15 protein-coding genes are annotated in these 24,106 nt (G+C 45.5%); 9 read left to right on the top strand and 6 right to left on the bottom strand.

The genetic code is table 11. From position 1 onward, the window contains the following. Positions 1-3: 3 nt before the first annotated feature. A complete protein-coding gene (argS, locus tag D9Y29_RS05160) occupies positions 4-1,893 on the bottom strand; it encodes an arginine--tRNA ligase (protein ID WP_127125678.1) in 1,890 nt (629 codons plus the stop codon). A gap of 106 nt (positions 1,894-1,999) precedes the next feature. Between argS and D9Y29_RS05155 the strand changes: the two genes are divergently transcribed. After that, positions 2,000-2,500: a GtrA family protein gene (locus tag D9Y29_RS05155; protein WP_164735262.1), complete on the top strand. Its 501-nt coding sequence runs from the start codon at positions 2,000-2,002 to the stop codon at positions 2,498-2,500. On the opposite strand, the gene D9Y29_RS05150 is transcribed toward D9Y29_RS05155, so the two are convergent. The 3 genes from D9Y29_RS05150 to D9Y29_RS05140 all read right to left on the bottom strand — a co-directional run bounded on the left by D9Y29_RS05150 (position 2,497) and on the right by D9Y29_RS05140 (position 3,920). After that, positions 2,497-2,943 (bottom strand): VOC family protein, encoded by a 447-nt coding sequence (locus D9Y29_RS05150; protein ID WP_127125676.1) that lies wholly within the window; start codon positions 2,941-2,943, stop codon positions 2,497-2,499. The two genes, D9Y29_RS05155 and D9Y29_RS05150, sit on opposite strands and share 4 nt — an antisense overlap. Positions 2,944-3,023: 80 nt before the next feature. Continuing rightward, positions 3,024-3,437: a helix-turn-helix domain-containing protein gene (locus tag D9Y29_RS05145; RefSeq protein ID WP_127125674.1), complete on the bottom strand. Its 414-nt coding sequence runs from the start codon at positions 3,435-3,437 to the stop codon at positions 3,024-3,026. Positions 3,438-3,446: 9 nt separating this feature from the next. Further along, positions 3,447-3,920 (bottom strand): DUF456 domain-containing protein, encoded by a 474-nt coding sequence (locus D9Y29_RS05140; RefSeq protein ID WP_127125672.1) that lies wholly within the window; start codon positions 3,918-3,920, stop codon positions 3,447-3,449. A gap of 104 nt (positions 3,921-4,024) precedes the next feature. Between D9Y29_RS05140 and dnaK the strand changes: the two genes are divergently transcribed. Then, on the top strand, positions 4,025-5,938 hold the full coding sequence (dnaK, locus tag D9Y29_RS05135) for a molecular chaperone DnaK (RefSeq protein WP_127125670.1): 1,914 nt from the start codon (positions 4,025-4,027) through the stop codon (positions 5,936-5,938). Between the two features lie 78 nt (positions 5,939-6,016). Here the strand turns inward: dnaK and D9Y29_RS05130 are convergent, their stop codons facing one another. Then, positions 6,017-6,916, bottom strand: coding sequence for a hypothetical protein (locus D9Y29_RS05130; protein ID WP_127125668.1), 900 nt, complete (start codon positions 6,914-6,916; stop codon positions 6,017-6,019). A 375-nt stretch (positions 6,917-7,291) separates the two neighbouring features. Further along, positions 7,292-9,223 carry a TonB-dependent receptor plug domain-containing protein gene (locus tag D9Y29_RS05125; protein ID WP_127125666.1) on the bottom strand — a complete coding sequence of 644 codons (1,932 nt, stop codon included), beginning with the start codon at positions 9,221-9,223 and terminating at the stop codon, positions 7,292-7,294. Between the two features lie 117 nt (positions 9,224-9,340). On the opposite strand from D9Y29_RS05125, the gene D9Y29_RS05120 reads away from it, so the two are divergent. The 7 genes from D9Y29_RS05120 (at position 9,341) to D9Y29_RS05090 (ending at position 24,058) form a co-directional block, all read left to right on the top strand. Next, on the top strand, positions 9,341-9,913 hold the full coding sequence (locus D9Y29_RS05120) for an RNA polymerase sigma factor (RefSeq protein ID WP_127125664.1): 573 nt from the start codon (positions 9,341-9,343) through the stop codon (positions 9,911-9,913). Positions 9,914-9,985: 72 nt separating this feature from the next. After that, positions 9,986-11,017: a FecR family protein gene (locus tag D9Y29_RS05115; RefSeq protein WP_127125662.1), complete on the top strand. Its 1,032-nt coding sequence runs from the start codon at positions 9,986-9,988 to the stop codon at positions 11,015-11,017. Between the two features lie 56 nt (positions 11,018-11,073). Continuing rightward, positions 11,074-14,316, top strand: a complete 3,243-nt coding sequence (locus D9Y29_RS05110; RefSeq protein WP_127125660.1) for a TonB-dependent receptor — start codon at positions 11,074-11,076, stop codon at positions 14,314-14,316. A 43-nt stretch (positions 14,317-14,359) separates the two neighbouring features. Further along, on the top strand, positions 14,360-15,889 hold the full coding sequence (locus D9Y29_RS05105) for a hypothetical protein (protein ID WP_127125658.1): 1,530 nt from the start codon (positions 14,360-14,362) through the stop codon (positions 15,887-15,889). A 71-nt stretch (positions 15,890-15,960) separates the two neighbouring features. Then, positions 15,961-16,755, top strand: a complete 795-nt coding sequence (locus D9Y29_RS05100; RefSeq protein WP_127125656.1) for a hypothetical protein — start codon at positions 15,961-15,963, stop codon at positions 16,753-16,755. A gap of 96 nt (positions 16,756-16,851) precedes the next feature. After that, on the top strand, positions 16,852-20,163 hold the full coding sequence (locus D9Y29_RS05095; protein WP_241237853.1) for an AsmA family protein: 3,312 nt from the start codon (positions 16,852-16,854) through the stop codon (positions 20,161-20,163). Positions 20,164-20,575: 412 nt separating this feature from the next. Next, a complete protein-coding gene (locus tag D9Y29_RS05090) occupies positions 20,576-24,058 on the top strand; it encodes a DUF5977 domain-containing protein (protein ID WP_127125654.1) in 3,483 nt (1,160 codons plus the stop codon). The last annotated feature ends 48 nt before the right edge of the window (positions 24,059-24,106 follow it).

Genomic DNA, 24,106 nt, shown 5'->3' with positions numbered 1-24,106 from the left:
GATTTACATCCTCTCCGGCACCTTAATTCCCAAAAGCTTCATCCCTGTTGCAATGATCTGTGATGTGATGGCCGCCAACTTTAATCTCAGTTGTTTTTTCTCAGGCGACTCAGCATTCATCACGGAATGTTCCGTATAGAAAGAATTGAATGTTTGCGCTACCCTGAAAATGTAATTCGCTATTACGGAAGGGTTATGCTCTGCGTTTGCCTGCGCAATAATGGCAGGGAATTGTTCTGCCAGGGTGATCACGGACTTCTCTAACGGAAATAACTGACCGCTGTTCACAGCATTGCCTGTAAATCCAGCTTCCTCTTTACGAAGAATGGATTTGATCCGGGCATGCGTATACTGAATGAACGGCCCCGTGAATCCCTGGAACTCTATAGACTCCTCAGGATTGAACAACATTTTCTTCTTCGGATCCACACGCAGCAAAAAGAATTTTAAAGCACCAAGCCCAAGCGTATCATACAATTCCGCCAGTTCAGTTTCATTGAAGTCTTTTACTTTGCCGAGTTCTTCTGTTTTAGCCGCAGAGATCTTCACCATTTCAGCAATGAGGTCATCGGCATCCACCACAGTTCCTTCACGACTTTTCATTTTTCCACTGGGCAGTTCCACCATACCATAGCTCAGATGATAGATACCATCGGCGGAAGGCAACTGTAATTTCTGCGCAATCAGCTTCAGCACTTTGAAATGATAGTTCTGTTCATCGCCCACAACATAAATGCTCTGGTCGCATTTGTATTCTTCGTATTTCTGAACGGCCAGTCCAATGTCCTGCGTGATGTACACGGATGTGCCGTCTTTTCTTCTTACAATTTTTTCATCGAGGCCATCGGCGGTGAGATCGATCCAAACGCTGCCATCTTCCTTGGCGTAGAATACGCCTTTCTGCAAGCCGGATTCCACCAGGTCTTTACCTAATAAATAAGTATTGCTTTCGTAGTATGTTTTATCGAAATCGGAGCCGATACGTTTGTAGGTGGCATTGAAACCTTCATACACCCAGCTGTTCATTTTTTCCCAGAGTGCCATCGTTTCCAGATCGCCCTGTTCCCATTTGATCAGCATCTGGCGAACGGCTCGCATGGCTTCCGTGCTGTTGCGGGCGATCTCTTTGATCTCGTCTTCTGCTTCTTTCTTTTTCTCTCCGCTGAGCTCTGGTAATTTATTCAGGATGGCTATGAGCTTCGGCAACTCACTGGCATCCACATCCGAAGTGTCGTTTTTAGAGAATTTTTCAAGAATGGGAGCTGTTTGTTCTTTCAGCAGGTTCTCGAATTTCACATAGTAATCACCTACAAAATGATCGCCTTTGGTTCCGGTGCTTTCGGGAGTGGCGCCATTGCCAAGTCGTTGCCACGCCAGCATGCTTTTACAGATATGCACGCCGCGATCGTTCACGATACAGGTTTTCACCACATCAAATCCATTGGCTTTCGCGATCTCGGCAATACTCCAGCCGAGAAAGTTATTGCGGAGATGACCCAGGTGCAGTGGCTTGTTGGTGTTGGGGGAGGAGTACTCCACCATCACTTTTTGTCCATTGGCAGGATGGTATCCGAATTGGGCATTGGTGGCCTGCTGGTCCAGGAATTCAAGCCAATATGCTTCAGCAATGGTGAGGTTCAGGAAACCCTTGATCACATTGAATGCGCTGAACAGTTCCGGGTGGGCGGCCACCAGTTGGGCGCCGAGCTCCTGTCCGAGCCCTTCAGGGCTCTTTTTCAATGGTTTCACCAGCGCAAAGAGCACAACGGTGTAATCTCCCTCAAATTCAGGCTTGGTTTCGTTTACCAATACTGAAGCGGCAGGAAAATCTGCCTGGTATAATTCCTTTATCTGCTGATGAACGGCCGATTGAATTGCTGCAACAATGCCCATTTACATGATTTAAGGGGGCAAATTTAATGTAATAATCAACAAGACCCAGCCAGATGCGTATAATCCTCTCAGCTCTTTCCCCTAACTTCGCAGCGCGAATTCAAACATGATGCTGAAAGACTGGGTAAATAGTATTATCAATCTTTTCTATCCGCCATTCAAAAAGTGGATGCCCCTGCAAACCTTCAGATATGCCGCCTGTGGTGGTGGAAATACATTGCTGGACATCTTTATCTATTATATCAGCTACAATTTCATTCTCGATAAACAGGTAGTGCACACATTCATGGGGGCCATCAGCCCGCATATCATGGCATTCCTGATATCTTTTGCCGTGAGTTTTCCCACCGGTTATCTGTTGAACAGGTTCATCGTTTTTCCCGGCTCCACGCTGAAGGGACGGGTGCAATTGTTCCGTTACTTCCTGCTGGTAGTGGTATGCATCGGTCTTAATTATATCTTCATCAAACTCTTCGTGGAGCAATTCCATTTTTATCCCACAGTAGCCAAGATCTTTACTACAGTGATTGTGGTAAGCTTCAGTTATCTCACACAAAAACAATTCACCTTCAAAGTGGAAACGGTGAAGGGTAACGAGAATGCTTAGTGGGCTTTGGGTTCCGTCATACTGAACCAGTTGCCGCAACCATCAGTCATTATGCATTCGATGCCGTAGAATTGTTCGCGCGGCTCGGATTTGAATTCAACGCCTTTCGCTTTCAATTCTTCATAAGTGGCAATACAATTGGATGTATAGAAGACGCCGCATCCCATTACACCTTTGCTGAGTAAGTGTTCCAGCGCTTTTTTGTCGTCCGGCTCGAAGCTGTCAGTACTCATGAGTATGATCTCGAAATCCGGCTGGTCGGGCGCATTGAGCGTAAGCCAGCGGAACATTTTCGCGTCCGGTGGCGCTTCTCCTCCTTCACACCCATGCGGTGGCATAGTCACATCTGTGTTCACTTTGAAGCCGAGCTTGTTCACGTAGAAATCATAGGCTTTGTCCTGGTCAGTTACGAACAGGGAGGTATGCGTCATTTTTGTGATCATAAACGTTGATTTTAATAAGGGATAAAGCTAGGGAAGGGGCGGGCATTCCATTTCTCGGATCTTGCTTTTCAGAGTATGGGTTATTTCTTTTCTACCAGTTGATGAATGAAACAGTGAGGGATGAACGCTTTTGGTTGCTCCCGGGCTTTCTGTTTCCGCATGAGCATCATGTTGCGGAACATTTGAGGCCCCATGCCGGTTTCTTTTTTGAACAGAACACTAAAGGAGCCGATACTTTCGAATCCCACTTCGTTACAAACTTCAGTTACGGAAAGATCCTGCTGCAGCAGTTCCTGTGCTTTGAGCAGCCGCTTGCGCGTCAGGTACTGGTGTGGCGTTTTCCTGTATACGCGACAAAAGAGACGGTGAAAATGGAAACGGGAAAAGAAAGCACGTTCGGAAATGCCTTCCAGGTTGATGGGTGCATGAAAATTATCATCCATGTACATTTTGGCGGCAACGATGCGCTGGCAGGTATCCCTTGTCAGTTCCATGATTGTAATTTACCAAATAGATTTGATGAGATACCAGAGCATCATGAAGCAGACCACAATTTTCAGGAAGGAGCCAACGAGAAAACCGATAAAGGAGCCGAAAGCGGCTTTCAGGGAGCGGTTGGAATCCTGACCGCCGATCATCTCGCCCACGAATGCGCCGATGAAGGGACCGATGATCACGCCCCAGGGCCCCATCCAGAATGCCAGGAGGAAGCCGAGTGTACAGCCCCAGGCCCCGTACCTGGTGCCTCCGAATTTTTTGGTGCCGTAAATGGGGATCACATAATCGAGGATGATAGTCACTATCACAATGCCTGCCCAGATCACCAGGAATTGGGTGGAGAAAGGATTGGGATCGCGGAGATTCTGCAGCAGGAGCCCGAACCAGGCAATCGGCGGTCCTGGCAGAACGGGGAGCAGACTGCCCAGGATACCCAGAATAATTAGCACAAAACCCAGTATGATCCACAGCCATTCCATCAGAAAATGAATTTGAAAACGGAAGATACTGCCAATTTTTCACCTTTCCGCCAATGGGCATAATGATTGATAACCAATAAGCGAACATTAAATTCAGCACAATTATGGGAAAGATAATAGGAATTGACCTGGGTACAACCAACTCCTGCGTAGCAGTAATGGAGGGCAATGAACCTGTGGTTATCGCCAATGATGAAGGACGTCGTACCACTCCGTCTGTGGTGGCTTTTTTGAAGAATGGTGAAAGAAAGGTAGGAGATCCGGCCAAAAGACAGGCCATTACCAACCCGCACAACACCATCATGAGCGTAAAGCGTTTCATGGGACGCCGCTTCGATGAAGTGTCGGAAGAGATCAGCCACTGGAGCTACAAAGTTGCCAAAGGTGACAATAATACCGTACGTATTGACATAGACGGACGTTTATATACCCCGCAGGAAATTTCTGCCATGATCCTTCAGAAAATGAAGAAGACTGCAGAAGATTACCTCGGACAGGAAGTAACAGAAGCGGTGATCACCGTTCCTGCCTATTTCAATGACGCACAGCGCCAGGCTACCAAGGAAGCCGGTGAGATCGCTGGTCTGAACGTACGCCGTATCGTGAACGAGCCTACAGCAGCCGCGCTGGCCTATGGTCTCGATAAAGCCAAACATGACGAAAAGATCGCAGTATTCGACCTCGGTGGCGGTACCTTCGATATCTCCATCCTCGAACTGGGCGATGGCGTATTTGAAGTGAAATCCACCAACGGTGACACCCACCTCGGTGGTGACGATTTCGATAAAGTGATCATGGACTGGCTCGCCGATGAGTTCAAAGCTGATGAAGCTGTTGACCTCCGCAAAGACCCGATGGCTTTGCAACGTCTGAAAGAAGCTGCTGAAAAAGCAAAAGTGGAACTGTCTTCTTCCAGCGAAACAGAGATCAACCTCCCTTATATCACCGCTGTGGATGGCGTTCCCAAACACCTGGTGAAAAAACTTACAAGAGCAAAATTCGAGCAGCTGTCAGACAAACTGTTCGAGCGTTGCCTCAAGCCCTGCGAGCAGGCCCTGAAAGATGCAGGCCTCAGCACTTCACAGATCGATGAAGTGATCCTCGTAGGTGGTTCTACACGTATCCCCAAGGTTCAGGAGATCGTTGAGAAATTCTTCGGAAAGAAACCCAACAAAGGTGTAAACCCCGATGAAGTTGTAGCGATCGGCGCTGCTATCCAGGGAGCCGTACTCACTGGTGAAGTGAAAGACGTACTGCTGCTGGACGTAACCCCGCTCTCTCTTGGTATCGAAACTATGGGTGGCGTTATGACCCGTCTGATAGACAGCAACACTACCATCCCTACCCGAAAATCAGAAACATTCTCTACTGCCAGCGATAACCAGCCAGGCGTACAGATCCATGTTCTGCAGGGCGAGCGCCCGATGGCCAATCAGAACAAGAGCCTCGGTACCTTCAACCTCGATGGAATTCCACCAGCGCCACGCGGCGTTCCGCAGATCGAAGTGATCTTCGATATCGATGCCAACGGTATCCTGCACGTAACCGCTAAAGACAAAGGCACTGGCAAAGAACAGAAGATCCGTATCGAAGCCGGTTCCGGTCTGAGCAAGGACGAAGTGGAGAAAATGAAAGCTGAAGCCCGCGCCAACGAAGCTACCGATAAGGAAGCCCGTGAAAAAGTTGACAAAGTGAATGCAGCAGACAGCCTGATCTTCCAAACCGAAAAACAATTCAAAGAGTTTGGCGATAAGATCCCCGCTGATAAAAAAGCGCCGATCGAAGCTGCCCTCAATAAACTCAAAGAAGCACATAAATCACAGGATATTGCCGCTATCGATGCTGCCACAGCTGAGATGAACAATGCCTGGACAGCAGCTTCCGAAGAGATCTACAAAGCACAGCAACAAGGTGGCGCCCAACCTGGTGCTGACCAGGCTGGTGCTAACGGAGCTGGTCAATCGAATAACGGTGGTGGTGAAAATGTAACCGATGCCGAGTTCGAGGAAGTGAAGTAATTCAGACTTTCATTCTAGAAAATAAGAAAGCCGTCTTCTTTTGGAGACGGCTTTTGTTATGTTTATGCGAATCCTTCATTACTTCTTCACGCAGGTGAACCGCAATAAAGTATGCTCGGTATAACCATCTGCCACATGCCCATTTTCTTTTCTCTGGTAGGAGTATTTCAATCCGGTCTCTTTCAATGCTCCATTGGTATCAAAAGAATTGGTGAATTCCGAAGTGTAGCTGTTCTCAAGACTGTAAACAGGTACATCATTGTCTGCAATGATCGTATGGCCAAGCGTGGTTTTGGCATATACGGGATTGTTTTTGGAAAGCAATTGATTCACCAGGAAAGGCTCGTTGAAGTACACGGAGAAAACGTAGAGCCCAAGCCCCTTCGATGCAAATGGATTGGGTTTGTTATCGTAACGGAAATCATAGCTGTAACTGTAAACTTCATCATCGTTGATCTCCTGCAGATCATCAGGCATGAAATTGCCGCGTGCATCATATGAGTAGGCGTGATAATTCTCTCCGCTGAATTCAACACCCACGAGTTGGCTGCTGGCATTGAATGTGAACTCAACGGTATCTTTCCTGTCTACATTTCCATTTTCAAAATATAATGTCCTGGCTATATAGGCGATCCTCTTTTGCGCATCAGCCACGTATTTACAAGAAGTTCTTTTGTAGAACAGATTACCGGATTCGGATCTGTCGTAAAGATCAGCTTTGGTAACGATGCCATTTGTCCAGGTGAAGTTGGTATATTGATAAGGTTGGAAGACTGATCCATCGCCGATACGTTCCAGTTGCTCCACTTTGGTCAGCTGGTTTTGTTCATTGTATTGAAATCGGATGAGGCCGTTTTCATGTTCCATTTGCTGAAGCTGGATGAATTCCTCTTTGGGAAGATCTGAATGTTTGTCGCTTTTTTTACAACTGCCGGCAAAAGAAGCGGCAAAAAGAATGAGTAAGAGTTTTGTTTTCATGACTTGTTTTTTGCGCAAAACAAATCATTGGATTCTTAATATAATGCTAAAGGAAAATGACGCTGTTTGTCTGAAATGCTTTTCCAGACTGCATTTTACGGATCAGGTAGCCGGAATTACGGTTGATTCCCCGGAATTGACTGATCATACAGTATCTGGTATTTGTTTCTTTTCTTTTAATTATGGGGCTGACTAAAATGTTACCCTCTTAGAATTTCGGGGAGCCCACTCGCTCGCCTCCCGGCGAGTGAGCTTTATTCAGTCGCCTCTGGCGACGCGGTGTTCGCCGGAGGCGAACAAATACAAGTCACTCGCCGGGAGGCGAGCGACTGCCAGCTCTCTGACTTTTTAGTCAGACCCGTATACTATTTTCATTTATTTACGCCATCTCACCTGCAATCCGCCCATCAGCCATCTTCCCGGCATGGGGGTGCCCAACAGATCACTGTAACTTTGATCGAAAGCATTATCAACCTGTACAAACACACCCAGTCTTTGCTTCCAGAAAGCATATTGTGCGCGTCCGTTGATCAGGAAATAATCCCTGCTCACTGTTGCATTGATGGCAGGCAGGTTCTGTTTTTCTCTTTTCTTATACATGCCATTCACGCTGAGGCTGAGATTATTCAGGCTCCAGATTACAGAGAAATTCGTCAGCAGTTTTGCATGTGAAGAGATATAGAAGCTCGGTTTGCTTTCACTGCTTTCGCTGCTCAGCCAAACCAGGCCAAGGCTGGCCGTTAGTTTATGATGTGCAGAGAAAGGATGAATGTATTGCACATCGGTTTCCCATCCGGTTGTTTCAACCTCGGAGATATTCTTTGCCAGTGCGTATGTGCCTGAGGGTGAGAGATTATCTTTCCTCGGCATATCAGCATAAGCTGTATTGCTATAATCGATCAGGCTTTTGTGATAGCGCTGGAAAAAAGTGGCGGAAATTTTCAGGTGCTCGCCGTAAAACCAGTCTGCGCCTGCTTCATAACTCACCGATGTTTCTGAATTGAGATCAGGGTTGCCAATGCGTCCGCTGGTCACCAGCGCTTTGTTATAGTTGTTGTATCGCTCTGTGAAATCTGCATCGCGGATGGTCTTGCCTACACTGCCGCGGAGCTGGAATTGTCCTGCTTTCTGTGAGATATCGATCTGTGGCGCCAGTTCATTGGAGATGCTGCCGAAGAAAACCCATTGCAAGGAGGGTCTTACGGTAAATCCTTTCCAGAGTGACTGCGATATGGAAACAAAAGGAGAAACGATGAGGAGTGAGTGATTGCCCCTGTCGTTGCTCTCGATGTTCTTATCCATCAGATTTCCACCAGCCACGAGACTTGTGGAAGAAGAAAGTTTTCGCTGATAAATGAGACGGCTCTGGAATAACCTGGATGTACTGTTATTGGCAATGGACACCTTATTGTATTGGTAATGGTCGCTCACGGATTTGAAACCTGCGTCCAGGGAAAGACTTTGTTGTTCATCCTGGTAACCGATGCGCAGCTGGTGCCAGCGCGATGTAACCTCTTCGTTGGCTGTATCAGAGAGGAAAGTGGTGTAATAGTTCTGCGCGGCAAAATCGCGGTTATCGTATGCGAATCGATAAGCTACATTCCATTTGGAGCTGAGATGATAATTGGCAGAAACGCTGGCGGTAGTGTTGTTGAAGAAGCCTGTAGTACCACGTTGCTGCACGCCATCAGCCTGGTTATGAAGAAAACCTCCTGCGAGTGTAAGTTTATTTTTGCTATACAGGAATCCTGCATCGGCATTCCAGAAGCCATATTCGCCTGTTCCTGTGCCGGCAGACAATTGCAGTGCTTCTGCACCTTTTTGCGCTGCGAAAGATTTGGTAATGATATTGATCACACCGCCAACGGCATCGGGACCGTGAATGGCGGAAGATGCGCCTTTGAGTACTTCGATGCGCTCGATCTCTGCAGGTGCGATGGGAATATAACTATTGAAATGACCGGTGTTTGGATCGTTCAGTCGCATGCCATCAAGGATCACCAGCACTTGCTGGAAAGTGCCGCCACGCAGCACGATATCGCTTTGTGAGCCCATCGGCCCGCGGGCCTGGATCTCTACGCCCGGAAGATAGCGGAGCAGTTCATCCAGCGAATGCACTGGCAGTTGTCTGAATTGTTCGCCTTTGATAACGGTGATATTGCGGCCTGTTTCAGATGCACGCTGCCGGATCATGGAAGCAGTGACGGTTACAGGGTTCAGTTCATTCTCTTTTTCTACTTCCTGTGCGTTGAGTTGCAGACCACAGGCGCCGGTTGTAATGGTTAAAAGCAGGGCAATCTTTTTCATAGCGCGCAAAATTAGTAAAATCCGCATTAATCCTTAATGTATTGGTAATGCGTACACATACTGCTCTTTGGAAAAAGCGGCTACTTTTATAGGCACCAAAGATTCATCCAGCATTGTATGCAACAACTGGCTTTGAAAATAAAAAAAGGTGATGAGCAGGCATTCCAGACCTTCTTCAACCAAACGCACCATGCCGTGCTCAGGTATCTCAACAAACAATTGCCAGACAATCGTTTCATTGATGATATCATCCAGGAAGTATATATCAGGGTCTGGCAAAACAGGTTACAGATAGATCCTGAGCGTTCACTGGAAGGATGGCTCTTTACTATCGTTTACACCACTATGGTGAATCATCTGCAGAAACTTGTTGCCGAAAAAAAAAGGATCAATTCACTTACCTGGGCCATGGGACCTGCTCCGCCGGCAGATCATAATAAAGGGCCGGTACAACTGCTGCAAAAAGAAAGCGACCTGCTCTATCACCACGCACTTCAATCCATCAAACCGGCACAAAGGCAACGCTGTTTCCGTCTTCACCGGGAAGCAGGACTTACTTATCACCAGATCGCAGACCTGGAAGGCCTGGCTGTAAAAACAGTGGAAGGCCATATCAGTGCTGCATTGAAAGAACTGCGCAAACTGGTGTCACTTACACATTGTGTCTTTTTCTTCTTTTCTCTTTTTTGATGGTAACAATTCCGTAACCTGGTTTACTCAGGGTACAGGTTCTTCAGCTTTGTAATAGTAATAAAGGATATTTTGGAAAAGCGAGAACTGGACCTGTTACTGAAAAAACTGGCTGAAGGCAGTCTGCTGCCGGAACAGGCTTCTCAATTACAGGAAGCCCTGGCGGAGGAAGCTGCAAAACAACAAGGGAATTTGTATGCACCTGAAGTTTGGGAAAACCTGTTGAATGGACCTGCACCATCTATAGAAGAGAACTTGCGTGCTGCGCAGAATTTAGAAGCCATCTGCCAGCAATTGAATATGGGGCAGGATGCAAATGTTATTCCGCTGAAAAGCCGCCGCTGGTGGCAATCTGCAAGGTTCAGGGCCGCTTGCCTGGTGGGAGTGATTGTAGCCTGCGGAGCAGCCGGTGGGTACTGGTCTTACCGTAAACTCATATCTCCTGAAAAAGAACAACCAATTGCCTGGAATGAAGTGAATACACGAATGGGCGAAAGAAACAAACTTACGCTGGGAGACGGAACTGTGATCTATATCAACGGAGGTTCCTTGTTAAAATATCCTTCAGTGTTTGCGGGAAACAGGAGGGAAGTGGAATTGATCAAAGGAGAGATCTTCCTGGAAGTAGCACCCAATGAAGCTATGCCATTTCTTGTAAAGACAGATAGTCTTTCCGTTCAGGTACTGGGCACTTCCTTTACAGTCAGCAACCGGCCGGATGGCGGCCAGGTGAATGTAGCTGTAAAAACGGGAAGGGTATCGTTCGGTATGGGCAACAAATTACAGTCGCTTTTATTGACCCCGGGAAAGGGAGGCATATTCCACAAGAAAGATGGGCAATTGAAAGAAGTAACCCGCAATGCGGATGCCATTGCAGGCTGGACGAAAAATGAATTCATTTTTGAAGATGCAACCCTGGATGAAGTACTGTCTGCACTGGAAAGCAGTTTCGGATACCATTACAGGATCATGAACAGGGAGGCCGGCAGCAAACTGTACAGGGCAAGTTTCAATCAACATACACCACAACAGATCTTACATGCGTTGAGCATGTTGGGCGATTTCAAATACGTGATCAGGGATTCAACCATCATCGTTAAATAAAAAAGACCACGCTGGTTACATTATGTGATCTTTTCAAAAAGTAAAGCGTAATTATAATGTTCAAAACTATCAAAAGTTCCCTTGAAAGAGGGAAGAGGGGATTGTTTGCCCCGGGCCGATTCATTAAAACCTGCTTCCTGAGTACAATTTATTTGCTGATACTTTCACAGGCAGGCGCCCAGGCTCCCGCTAAAAAGATCAGCATCAGTTTCTCCAACACCGCACTCAAAGAAGTGTTGGTGGCTATTGAAAAACAATCCGGATATCGTATCAATTATTCCATCCCGGATGTGAACGACGCAACAAAGATCAATGTAAATATCAAAGATGCAGGCATCCGCGAAACGCTGAAAGCAACATTGCGCAATACCAGTTATCAATACATCATTGACGGCACCATTGTGATCATAAAACCCCAACCCAAACCGGCAGCAACGGCTGTTCCGGTTCCGGCCCCCGGCCTGGTTTCAGGTAAGGTGATAGACCAGGAAAGCGGGGAACCGATAGCAGATGTAAGCATCAGTTTCGGCAAGAAAGGCACCACTACAGCCATCGATGGCTCATTCACCATCAGCTTATCCAAAGGAAGATATGAAGCGGAGATCTCAGCCATTGGTTATGGAAAAAAAGAGATCACAGATATAGAGGTAAAGGAGAACCAAAATTTCAATCTGAATATCACCTTGAAAAAAGAGAAAGGATCATTGGAAACCGTTGTAGTGAAAGCCTCCGCCAGAAGAGAAAGTGTTGCCGCATTGTATGCAAGGCAGAAAAACTTTGCTTCCATCAGCGACGGCATCAGCGCAGAGCAGATCCAGAGAACGCCCGATAAGAATCTCGGTGAAACATTGAAACGCATCAGCGGCCTGGCTACCATGGAAAATAAATATGTGGTGATCCGTGGAATGAGTGAACGATACAACCAGGCCATGCTGAACGGACAGATCATGCCCAGTACCGAGTTGAACCGGAAGAATTTCAGTTACGATATGATCCCCACCAATGTGGTAGACAATATTGCCGTGATCAAATCCATCACTCCGGATCAAAGCGCTGAGTTCGGCGGTGGTTTGGTACAGGTAAACATCAAGGATATTCCTTCACAGGCATTCACTTCAATATCAGTGGGAGGAAGTTATAACGACAGAACAACGGGCAAATCATTCCATACCCTGAAACTGGAAGGGAAGGAGTATTTCGCAGCCATGTCTGATCATAGAAAACTCTTCGGCAGATCAGATTGGAACAATGTAAAAGAAGTGGCCGACTATTTTGATAATAAAGGAAAATCGCCTGCATCATTTGGTAATAACTGGGCAGTGCACCAGATGAACGCACAGCCTTCGCAGAATTATTCAGTTTCCACCGGCAGAAGCTATATGTTGGGAAACGAGAAAAAGTTCGGATTTGTGGCGGCCATCAGTTACCGGAATACACAGCAGACGCAGGACGTAGTATCGGGCAGAAATGGATTTGATGGGAATATGATCAATGGGAACCTGGATTCTGCCGGACTGCTTGGCAAACAATACGGGTTCATTACAAATATCGGTGCGCTGGCAGGTGCAGGTTTTAGCGGAAAAAAAATCAAATTGTCATGGCAGAACTTTTATTCGAGAGTGTTGGACCAACAACTATTGACAGGAACCGGAAAGCATGCGGATAATGCCCGGAATGCTTTATCGATGGGCTTTTTTGAGAATATGCAACATTCGTCGCTCTTTCAAAGCCAGCTGAGAGGTGAACATGCGATCGGTAGCAAAGGCATTAAAATCAACTGGATGGGAAGCTATATAGATCTGGACCGCCAGCGCCCGGATAACCATGCATTGTGGGGAGAAATTCAACAAACTTCCGGTAAAAGATCAGAGCTGCAGATCTACAATATCATCGATGCAAAAGGCCCCACTACTTCTTCTGCAGGAGATGGCGTTACCGGAGTATTACGCAGTTGGAGCAGGGTGAAAGAAAAGAACTATGCCTGGGATGCATCGGTTCAGGTCCCTTTCACCTGGAAACAAACAAAGAATATTTTTAAAGCCGGTACTGCAGGATGGTATAAGGAACGAAATTTTTACGTGATCAGGAGTGGTCATGGCGCCAGTGATGCAGGCGTTTATCCGTTCATCGGCAACTTGTTCACACCTGAATTTGATCATAAGGCAAACATTGCTTCCTATGGCGATGAATTCAGGAAGAAAGTGCCCTTGTATGCGGGTTATGGCATGTTCGATAATCGCATAGGTTCAAAGCTAAGGCTGGTTTGGGGATTAAGGGCAGAGTTCTTCGATATGGATAAAGTGAATGACCAGATCAGGGAAATAGCCAGGCAATATCCTGATAAAGATGCCTCCTCCCTGCACAACCGGGAAAAGAACTGGCAGTTTTTCCCATCTGCCAACTTAACCTATTCTCTTACCCCACAGATGAATCTTCGCCTGGCATTTTCCAAAAGTATTATCAGACCTGATCTCAGGGACCTGTCTTTCTTCGAAGAATATGATTTTGAATTAGGCGGCATGTATATCGGGGGGCTTGTGAGATCAACGATCCTGCACAACTATGATTTCAGGTACGAATGGTATCCCGGACCTGGAGAAGTGATATCAGCTTCTTTGTTCTATAAAAATTTCAAATACCCGATGGAGATCTACCAGCAGGCAGGTAACAGGGTATTTGAATTGAAGAACAACTATGATTCCAGGAATTACGGAATTGAGCTGGAAGTAAGAAAAACACTCGCCTTTACTGATCTTCCTGTGATCAGGAACATAACGCTGTATGGCAATTTTACTTACATGAACGCGAGAGTGCGACAGATGGTGGAAACAGCTTCGCTGAATCCTGCCGGAGACACCATCATCATCAAGCGCGAAGTGAAGCCGGAAGAAAAAAGACCATTGAGCGGACAAAGCAATTACACTTACAATGCCGGCATCTTCTATGATCATAAATTCATGGGACTTTCGCTCACCTATAACCGGACCACCAACAGGGTTTTCCGGCCTGCAGTAGCCTATTTCGACAGTTATTTTGAAAGACCGATAGAAGCATTGGATTTCCAGGTATCCGGTTATTTTTTACAGAAAAAACTGGAAGTAAGATTGTCTGTCAGCAACCTCCTGGATAGCTACAATGTAGTTTACCAGAAAGTACTCACCGCAGAAGAAGCGGAAAAGGCAATTAAGAATGAATTACCAGACAAAAACTATTTATTCGATAAGAACGGCAACGATATTATTAATCTCTTAAACAAACCTGGTAGAACATATTCTATTTCCCTCAATTACAGTTTCTGATACCCGCTTCATTTTTTCCTTATTCTTAAATAAAAATTGGGTTATGAAAAAAAGAACAAACATTCGCTTTGTTTCGGCTATGGCTATGTGCGCCCTGGCGGTGCTGGCTATTGCGTCCTGTAAAAAAAATGCAGACAAAGAAATCAGAAATGACCAGCCTGTAAGAGCTATGGTGGCATCCTGCGACACTTGTACGTATGCCAATGTAGACACACTTCGTGGAGTGATTTCTGCAAACAAGACACTTGATTGCAACACTATCTGGTATCTTGATGGATTGGTGTATGTGTCAGGCAACAGTACACTGACCATTCATCCCGGAACCATCATTCGTGGTCTTCCCGGTAACCTGTCAAGCAATCCCCGTGTCCCTGGTGGTGGCCTCATCATTACCAAAGGTTCTCAGATCAATGCTGAAGGTTCAGAAACCTGCCCCATCACCTTCACTTCTTACAGGGAAGATGGCGTTCAGACCCCTGCTTCCGGCGACTGGTCCGGTGTAGTTCTCCTGGGCCGTGCTTCCACCAACAACGGAACAGGTAACATTGTGGAAGGTGTTCCCAACAATCCACCCGCCGATGCTACTTATGGCGGCACCACAGACAACGACAACTCAGGGATCCTGAAGTATGTGGTGATCAAGTATGCCGGTTTCCCGCTGTCAGACAACAACGAGATCAATGGTCTCACCATGGCAGGTGTAGGTTGCGGCACTACTATCGACTATGTGGAAGTATTCAAAGCCAATGATGATGCATTCGAATGGTTTGGCGGCACTGTGAACGCAAAGCACCTGATTGCGGTAGACCCGCTTGACGACATGTTCGATTTCGACAATGGCTTTAAAGGTCATATCCAGTGGGCGCTGGGTCTGGCAGATCAAAGCCGCGCGGATATCAGCACTTCAAATGGTATTGAATCTGATAACAACTCCGGCGGTACTGTAACTACTATCGAAACACGTCCGGTAATTTCCAACCTCACCCTCATTGGCTACAGCAGTTCAACACTTGCCAATTCAAGCAACAGGGGAAGGGGTAATCACTGGCGCAGGAATGCAGGCTTCATGCTGCAGAACTCTATTGTTCTCGGATTCAGGGAAGGTTTGTACCTGGATGGTTCCGCTACCCAAACCAAATATCTTGGGACCTATCCAACACAGGTACTGGATTCTCTGAAAAGGAACCTGGTGCATGCGTATAACAGCCTCGGCGCTTACACAACCAGCGGTACTCCGTTCTCCAGCGCACAGTTCCGTACAAAAGCATTGTATACTTCTTCAACTGGTTGCAGTGATACACTCTTCCAGGAAAACAAAGAGTATATCAATGCCAATGCAAATCTGGACATCAAGCTGGTTAGTCCGTTCCTGCGCAGCACAACCGGGTTCTACCGCCCTCAGTCCACATCTCCTGCATTGTCTACCTCAGCAGGGTTTGGTTTCACCAATTGCGGTTTCCCCGGGTTGCCCAATGTTTGTTCCTTCTCCTTCAGTAACCTGAACTATGTTGGTGCATTCAGCAACAACTCAGGTGATGACTGGGCAGTGAACTGGGCCATTTTTGAAGATTAATCTTTCAGTTCCGCTTTATTCAGGTGGTTGGGTAGCGATACCCAACCACTTCATATCAACCCAAAACTTTTATGTACAAGAAATTTTTTCTTTTCACTTTTCTTTCCATTATTATTGTTTTTGCCGGATGCAAAAAAGGGACCGAAATAGAAACGCCTGCTTATACAAAAGTGGCTGTTGAAAGCATGCTCTTCTCCGATGTACCACAAATGACCGTTTTCATCAATGATGCGGAACTTGGTTTGCTGGATCCGGGCGTGTCTGTAAGTAAACTGCTGCAAAAGCAGGCCGGTGGCAATGCCATGACACTGCACATCAAAGATGCCGTCAGTGGTGAACTTTACCTGGACTCTACCTTTCAGCCGCAGAACCTGAACTCCTTCAAAGTACTGGTGGATAATACTCTTGGCATCAGGCAATTCATTGCTCAGGAGCAGGGCAATACAGAGCCCGTACCCACCGATTATCTTCGTATCCAGCTTGTTAACAAGATCAGGAAGAATGGTGTGGAAAGAAGAGTGCATTTTAAACTGTTCAGGGATTCTGTGAATACTTTTATAAACCTGAAAGAGCTTGAAGAGAAATTTGAAAATGTCGGATATGGAGAAATGAGCCAGCCTTTGGATATCCAGATCCTTTACTTCAAAAGAAGCCCGAGCCCGGTTGCTCCCAAATTTGCGAGGAATATCCATATTCAGGCAGTGGATGCCGTTACTGGAGAAGTGTTGGTTGAATTACAGCCCGAAGGTTATCTGGCGGCCAATAAGAACAAGCATTCCATCCTGGCCCCGGTTACAATTGAAGATCCGCAAACCGGCTCGCTTACCTGGGAATTGGCGCTTTCTTGGCCCAGGGTTGAATTGTAACCGGCAGGAAATGTTATTTTTAATTGAATCCTAATGGTTTTTTGAACATAAACCGGGCGATGCAACGTTATACATTGTTAAACAGTCCCATAACGTATGTCCATGCCCGAAAAGAAAAAGAGAAGCATAGCGAAACGTATACTGAGAGCACTGATGATTGTTTCCGGCAGTTTCCTGTTGCTCGTGATCATTGCAGTAGTGCTGCTGTTCACACAGCAGCAGCGCATCACCAATATGGCTGTTGAGGAACTCAACAAACAATTCAAAGGAGCGTTCGCTATCAAAAAAAGCAGTATCGATCTTTTCAGGAACTGGCCCAATGTGTCCATCGCTTTGCATGAGCTTCGATTCTTCCCGGATAAATCACGAACCGGCACACCCATTTATGAAGCCGAAAAATTATACGTGGGCTTCAGCCTGCCGGATCTCTTCCGGCAACAATACAATGTGCGCCGCATCTTTTTGAAAGGAGGGAAGCTGAACCTGGTAAGGGAAAAAAATGGACAATTCAATTTGATGGAGGCAAAGGATCCCGGTTCAGACTCAACCACTTCTTCTGAACCTGATACAGCAGCTGCATTGCAGATCGATCTAAAGAAAGCAGTACTGAAAGACCTGAATATTTCTTTCCTCGATAAAACCGATGGCCGCTACTACAATGCCATCATCAGCAAACTCAGTTCCAGTTTCAAGACCGATAGCGCCGCCATTCAGGTGGGCCTGGAAACCAGCCTGGAACTGGATCTTACCAGTCCAACCGATACTACATTCTTCCGACATAAGAAAATAGCACTTGATTTTCTGGTCAGCTATGATAAGCAAAAGAAATTCCTGCAACTGTCAGAAGGGGGCATCAAACTGGAAGAAGCGGAACTGTCCCTCACCGGCACTGCAGCTGCACTCAACAAAGCGCTGGAGCTGGACCTGGCCGTGAAAGGTAATAAGCCGGATATGGAATTTGTGTCTGCTCTGATTCCAGACAATATCAAAGAAATATTGAAACCATTCAAGTATGATGGCCGGCTTTATTTCGATGGAAAAGTGAAAGGCATTTTCGCAAAAGGGCAACTACCCCTCATTGAACTCAACTTCGGATTGGAAGACGCCTGGTTCCACAATACCAATGCTGATAAAAAAGTGGACAAATTCGGCTTTGCCGGATTCTATACAAATGGAAAAGAACACAACCTGAAAACCTCCGAGCTGCGCATGGCCAATGTGAGTGCAAGACCGGGGAAAGGGGTGTTCGATGGCAATTTCGTAGTGCGGGACTTTACCGATCCGCATGTGATGATGCAGCTGAAATCGATTCTCGAACTGCAGTTCGTGGGTGAATTTCTCGGCATCCCCGATCTCAAACATATCACTGGCACCGTTAAGCTGGATATGAACTTCAAAGAGCTCACCGATCTCAACCTGCCGGAAAAAGCTTTGCATAAACTGAAAGAAGGCGTACAGAGCGAACTAACCGTAACCGGTCTTAGTTTCCGCATCCCCAACTACCCGCATCCTGTGCGCGACATGAACCTTCATGCAGAGATGCGCAATGGAAAAATAGTCCTGGATACGCTCCGTCTGAAAGTGGGTAATTCCGATCTCCGCGCCAATGGCATGCTCAGTGATCTGCTGGCTGTATTACACGAAAACGAGAAACCTGTAACACTCGCACTTAATTTGCACAGCAATAAAATTGCGATGAAAGACCTGTTTGCGCACGATACAGCAAAGGCCAACAGGGTGCAGGAAGAGATCAATGGATTTGGCATCTCCGTGCAGCTGGCCACCACCGTGAAGGAGCTGCGCCATCCCAGGCCGCTGCCGCGCGGCGTATTTGAGCTGAGAGAACTGAAAGCATCTTTCAAAAAATATCCGCATGTATTTCATCACCTGGGCGCTACCGTTAGTATCAATGACACGGCGCTGCTGCTTCGTAATTTCACGGGCATGATCGATAGCTCTGACCTGCTGCTCAAAGGCAGGGTATTGAACTATCCCATCTGGTTCCAGCCGGTGAAGAAAGGAAAAACGCAGGTGGCATTCGATTTCAAATCTACCCGTCTGGCGTTGAAGGATCTTTTGGGCCCCGTGAGCAAAACCTGGGTGAGCGAGAGCTATCAGCAGGAGATCGGTAGCAATATCTGGCTCCGCGCCAAAGCCGATCTCCGGTATGATTCCGTTTTCAAATTTGCAAAAGTGAAAATCGCGAATATATCCGGCTCCCTGGAAAAGCATCGCCTCAAACTGGACAGCATCAGCGGCGGCCTGATGTATGGCAGTAAGATCCTCAAACTGGATACATTCAAAGGAAAGATCGGTAGGACTGATTTCGATCTCAATCTCCGCTACTACACTGGCGATAACCCCAAATTCAGGCAGAAGACCAATTTTCTTTATTTCAAATCACGTCTGCTGGATGCCAATGAACTGATGCGCATGGATTTTGAATCCATGGCAGCTTTCAGGTCTGCACCAGCACCTGTTTCCGATGCACCGGTGGTCACCAATGCGGTACTCCAGCCTGGTGTTCAAAAACCAGTAATCAGCCAGGCAGGCAATCCCGATACTACCGGCCATGCAAAGGCATTCAATATTTTCATGATCCCCTTCTCTGATTTTGAAGTGAAGGCGGAAGTGGGAAGACTCCGTTACAAAAGACTGGGCATTTCAAAGATCACTGCGCACCTGCGTATGCAGGAAGATCATATGATCCATATAGATACAATGGGTATGAATGTAGCGGATGGGAGCATGGGCATCAGGGGCTATCTCAATGGAGCTAATCCCAATAAGATCTTTTTCAGAAGCAGGATCACCGTGAATGACGTGGACCTGGAAAAAATGATGATCCGGCTGGATCACTTCGGGCAGGACCTCGTGATCAACAAGAATATCAAAGGCAGACTAACGGGCAAGATCAGGAGCCATGTACAGGTACACCCGGACCTGGTGCCGCTCATCAACGATTCCAAAGCCGAACTGGATGTGGAGATACGCGATGGCACGTTGGTTGACTTTGCGCCCATGCAGGCCATGAGCGGATATTTCAAAGACAAGAACCTGCGCATGGTGCGCTTCGATACACTGAAAAATGTACTCACCTTCACCAATGGAACACTGGATATTCCCAGTATGAATATCAACTCTTCGCTTGGGTTCATGGAAATATCAGGTAAGCAATCGCTGGACATGAAAATGGAATATTATATGCGCATCCCGCTGAAAATGGTGACGCAGGTGGGTTTCAGAGCGTTGTTCGGCGGAAAGAAACAGGAAGAAGTGGATCTTGATCAGGTGGATGATATCGAGTACAGGGATAAAGACAAACGGGTTCGTTTTATGAATATTAAGATCACCGGAACGCCGGATGATTATAAGATCGGGTTGGGGAAGGATAAGAGGAAGAAGTAATTGTTGCTCAACTAATAACAAATCGATTTAATAAGACCATAGGAATGATCCTGTGGTTTTTTCTTTGATAGAAAGCAGGGAATCACTAAATGGTTTTATGTATTTTTCAGAAATGAAAAATTTATATTAAGTGAAATTTACTATTTTACTTACATAAACCTAAACCTATCGTTATGAGAAAAAAATCCCTCTTCCTGGCAATATGCTTTTCCCCAGGTAAACAAGCGCTCCTTGCAAAGAAATCATTGTCCGGATAAGCCTTCCACATTATTCTTTCAAACTACAAGAACCAGCCCTGCAAATTCCAGTTCGATGTAAATGTTTAACAATCAGCTGGACTTACTCTAAATATTCCGCATGCTTTGTATGCGGAAGGATGCTATTATTCCATTGACATGTTAATTCAATTAAGATGTTTAATAAGTCATTCTATTTAGTAGGATTGATAACTTTTTTAACGATTTCCAATTTAGTTCAGGGCCAGCAATCAGTAAAGTTTGGAAGCGTTATTCCTCCATCGCCGAATGCAGCTGCCATAGAAAGGTTTGGTGAAACGCCGGTTGACTTATTCACAGGTATTCCTGATATAAATGTTCCCTTGTTTAAGTATGAAGGGAGTACAAATAAATTGAAGTTGAATGTTGCCTTGCGTTACCATGCTGGTGGTGTAAGAGTGGCAGATGTTGCATCGAATGTGGGTTTGGGTTGGGCATTGAATGCAGGAGGAGTTATTTCTCGAACGATCTATGGGTTGGCAGATTTCAATCCTTTGGGCTCAAGCTTTCCAACTTCTGACACACTACCAGACGGATCGGGCCCGGTAATGAAAGTCAGAGGATGTACGCAATGGTTTAGTGTAGGGAGTTATGCAGGTCACTCTGATAATTTGCCTTGCAATGGCCAACCAGATTGCATAGAGAATGTATCGGAATTCTATAAAATAGTGGATTTGTACAAGGGGGTATTTGATGGTCAATTTGATGTATTCTCATACAGTTTTGAAGGCTATTCAGGAAAGTTCATAATCGGAAAGAATGATAGCATTTTACAAATGCCACAGACTAATTTACGAATATCCCGGATAGCTGGATATAATCTACCAGGATTTATCATAACCACACCCGTGGGCGCTCAATATGTTTTCAAGGACCAGGAGTTTAATAATTATGAGATCAAGACTTGTTCGTGGCAGGCGGTGAATCCTTTAGGTTGCCCTTTGGGCGGGTTTAACAAAGATGTAAGCTCATGGTATTTAACTAAGGTTTATTCTCCTTCAGGAACAGATAGCATGAGTTTTACTTATGAGGGTGCAGTGTTGAGATATCAAGCGGATATGGGAGAGTCTTTTTATTATGGGCCTATTGGTTCTCCTCTTAATACTTATTCTAAATCGACCGCATATCATGGTGATGTAGGAGGGTATATTCCCAATGAAATGAGAGTGAGAACTGTAAAACTTCCCAATAATACTTCGATAGAGTTTGAATATGATAGTGAGATTGCAAGGCTTGATATGGATATCAATGGTAACCCGCGTGCGTTAAAGAAAATAATTGTAAAGAACAATAATAACCCGGTTTGTCAATATCAACTGTTTCACTCTTACTTCGGAACATCGGGCAGAGTTGCTTATGATGCAGCACGCACGAATGATTATTATAATCGTAGGTTGGTCCTGGATTCAATCAGGAAAGTAAGTGGATCTCAAATCTTACCCTTGTATAAGTTTGGTTATGAAAGCAACCCGCCGGGCAGATTCTCCAATGCTCAGGATCATTGGGGTTTTTACAATGGAGAAACTGGTAATACCACTTTAATACCTGCGCAATACTTGTTGACTGCCAACAGAAGTTCAAGTCAGTATTATGCAAAAAATGGCACGCTCAATAAAATTACCTATCCAACTGGGGGCACCACCAGTTTTGAATATGAAACCAATTTTGGGTCTATCGGTTACGTCGGGGGTATCAGGGTTGCAAAGACCATTGATTTTGATGGGATATCTCATGTCAACGATATAACAACAGAATATACTTATTCATTGGCAACCGCTACTTCTCCAATGTATGTATATGGTTTTGCAATGAGGGACGAACTGACCGGATTAACTTATTCTCAGGCTTATTCCAGCTTTTCTAATGTTACATTAGGGCAGGTTCGTGGTAGCCCTGCCACTTACGATGAAGTTACAGTATCCAGGATCAGGGGTACAACAAAGTTAGGCAAGGTTGTAAGTAATTTTCAAAACGAAGGAAGAACATTGTACAATGGTGGCTTTGATCCGGAGTATGTTAAAGGTTATCCTTATTTGCCAATACCTTATTTAGACTGGGCAGACGGTTTGATCAAAAGGCAAAGATACTATGATGATCAGGACAATCTTTTAAAGGAAGTTACCTATGATTATGATATCAAAAAGATAAAAGTAAAGAGCCCCTACTTTAAGGCAATGAAAGTAGCAACTCTGGCAGGGCCTTATGAATGCGGGAGTGGCTTTTGTAATAGTGATTGCCATATTTCACTTATTACATCGCCAACTGGCCAAAAAAACGAGGAGGATTACGTTATATATACCAGAAGAAATTATTATCCATATACAGGAAGAACGGATCTGATAAGGACAACAGAGATTGTTTATAGCGGAGGTGGAAACAGTATTACAACCGAGACCAATTTTACTTATCACGGAACCTATTTCCTGCCGGTAAAAAAAATAGTTGTTAACAGCAAAAATGAAGCTTTAAAAACTTCTTTTAAATATCCTTTTGATTTCCTGTCCACTACGGTTTACCAGAGTATGTTTCAGCGGAATATGATCAGCCCGGTTGTGGAGCAAAGGGATAGCATTGATAATAATTTATTACAATTCACAAGAACAAATTATTCCAACACAACAGGAAATGTGTTCGTGCCAGGTTCAATAGAGTCGAATTTAAAAAATTTTCCTTTAGAGACCTTATTGAAGTTCAATCTCTACGATAAAAAGGGAAATATACTGGAACGGCAATCTGCTACGAATGTAAAGGAGGTATTTGTATGGGGGTATAATGCTCAATACCCGGTTGCAAAGATCATAGGATCAGACTGGAATACAGTCAAGTCATTATTTGATACTTCGATACTTAATAATGGTTCGGAATCCCAGATCATTACACAGCTTACGAATTTAAGGGCAGCGCTCAACTCCAATCCTTTGGTTCAGATTGAAACCTATCTTTTTAATCCGCTCTCAGGAATAACAAGGGCAACAGACATAAAAGGATTGAACACTTATTATGAGTATGATCTGTTTAACCGTTTGCATTTGGTGAAAGATCACAATGGAAATATCCTGAAACGGATCTGTTATAATTATGCAGGTGAGGTGGAAGACTGTGGAATGCCGGTTTTTACCAATCAGGAGCAGAGCGGTTTTTTTACCCGTGACAATTGTGGAGCCGGTTATACTGGAAACGGCGTAACCTATACTGTTCCTGCCGGAACGCATGCTTCTACTATCAGCCAGGCTTATGCGAATCAGTTGGCGATCGACGATGTCAATGCAAACGGCCAGAATTTTGCCAATGCCAATGGTAGTTGTATACAGGTTTGTGGTATTAATATGGCAAACGGCTATTCCGCTCAAATGGTAAATGTTACCAAATCGGGGAGTACTGTAACATTCAATTGGGTTTTTTCCAGTACGTCTTTAATGTATCCCCTTACTACCTATACTATTGGGATATTGAATGGCTGCAAGCCGGCGCAGAATACCACGTTTACATATACGATAGCTGGGCGTACCTATCAGATCATTTTTGAGCAAACGGGAATCATTACCGGAAGGATCACCGCGGGTACAGCTTTGCCTATTGGTCAAACTCTGTATTTATCCGGATCCTATACCGGTATGTAGAGATCGTGAAATATATTCTGTTAGTCATCGAATAAATAATTGAATTAC

This window comes from Pseudoflavitalea rhizosphaerae (assembly GCF_003991355.1).
Classification (GTDB): Bacteria; Bacteroidota; Bacteroidia; order Chitinophagales; family Chitinophagaceae; genus Pseudobacter; species Pseudobacter rhizosphaerae.
This window is presented reverse-complemented; position numbering and strand designations above follow the sequence as displayed.

What these genes read in the sequence shown, in the direction of transcription:
- argS (WP_127125678.1), bottom strand. Translation starts at nt 1,893, where the DNA reads ATGGGCATTGTTGCAGCAATTCAATCGGCCGTTCATCAGCAGATAAAG.
- D9Y29_RS05110 (WP_127125660.1), top strand. Translation starts at nt 11,074, where the DNA reads ATGTTCAAAACTATCAAAAGTTCCCTTGAAAGAGGGAAGAGGGGATTG.
- dnaK (WP_127125670.1), top strand. Translation starts at nt 4,025, where the DNA reads ATGGGAAAGATAATAGGAATTGACCTGGGTACAACCAACTCCTGCGTA.
- D9Y29_RS05145 (WP_127125674.1), bottom strand. Translation starts at nt 3,437, where the DNA reads ATGGAACTGACAAGGGATACCTGCCAGCGCATCGTTGCCGCCAAAATG.
- D9Y29_RS05120 (WP_127125664.1), top strand. Translation starts at nt 9,341, where the DNA reads ATGCAACAACTGGCTTTGAAAATAAAAAAAGGTGATGAGCAGGCATTC.
- D9Y29_RS05100 (WP_127125656.1), top strand. Translation starts at nt 15,961, where the DNA reads ATGTACAAGAAATTTTTTCTTTTCACTTTTCTTTCCATTATTATTGTT.
- D9Y29_RS05095 (WP_241237853.1), top strand. Translation starts at nt 16,852, where the DNA reads ATGTCCATGCCCGAAAAGAAAAAGAGAAGCATAGCGAAACGTATACTG.
- D9Y29_RS05140 (WP_127125672.1), bottom strand. Translation starts at nt 3,920, where the DNA reads ATGGAATGGCTGTGGATCATACTGGGTTTTGTGCTAATTATTCTGGGT.
- D9Y29_RS05090 (WP_127125654.1), top strand. Translation starts at nt 20,576, where the DNA reads ATGTTTAATAAGTCATTCTATTTAGTAGGATTGATAACTTTTTTAACG.
- D9Y29_RS05130 (WP_127125668.1), bottom strand. Translation starts at nt 6,916, where the DNA reads ATGAAAACAAAACTCTTACTCATTCTTTTTGCCGCTTCTTTTGCCGGC.
- D9Y29_RS05105 (WP_127125658.1), top strand. Translation starts at nt 14,360, where the DNA reads ATGAAAAAAAGAACAAACATTCGCTTTGTTTCGGCTATGGCTATGTGC.
- D9Y29_RS05155 (WP_164735262.1), top strand. Translation starts at nt 2,000, where the DNA reads ATGATGCTGAAAGACTGGGTAAATAGTATTATCAATCTTTTCTATCCG.
- D9Y29_RS05125 (WP_127125666.1), bottom strand. Translation starts at nt 9,223, where the DNA reads ATGAAAAAGATTGCCCTGCTTTTAACCATTACAACCGGCGCCTGTGGT.
- D9Y29_RS05150 (WP_127125676.1), bottom strand. Translation starts at nt 2,943, where the DNA reads ATGATCACAAAAATGACGCATACCTCCCTGTTCGTAACTGACCAGGAC.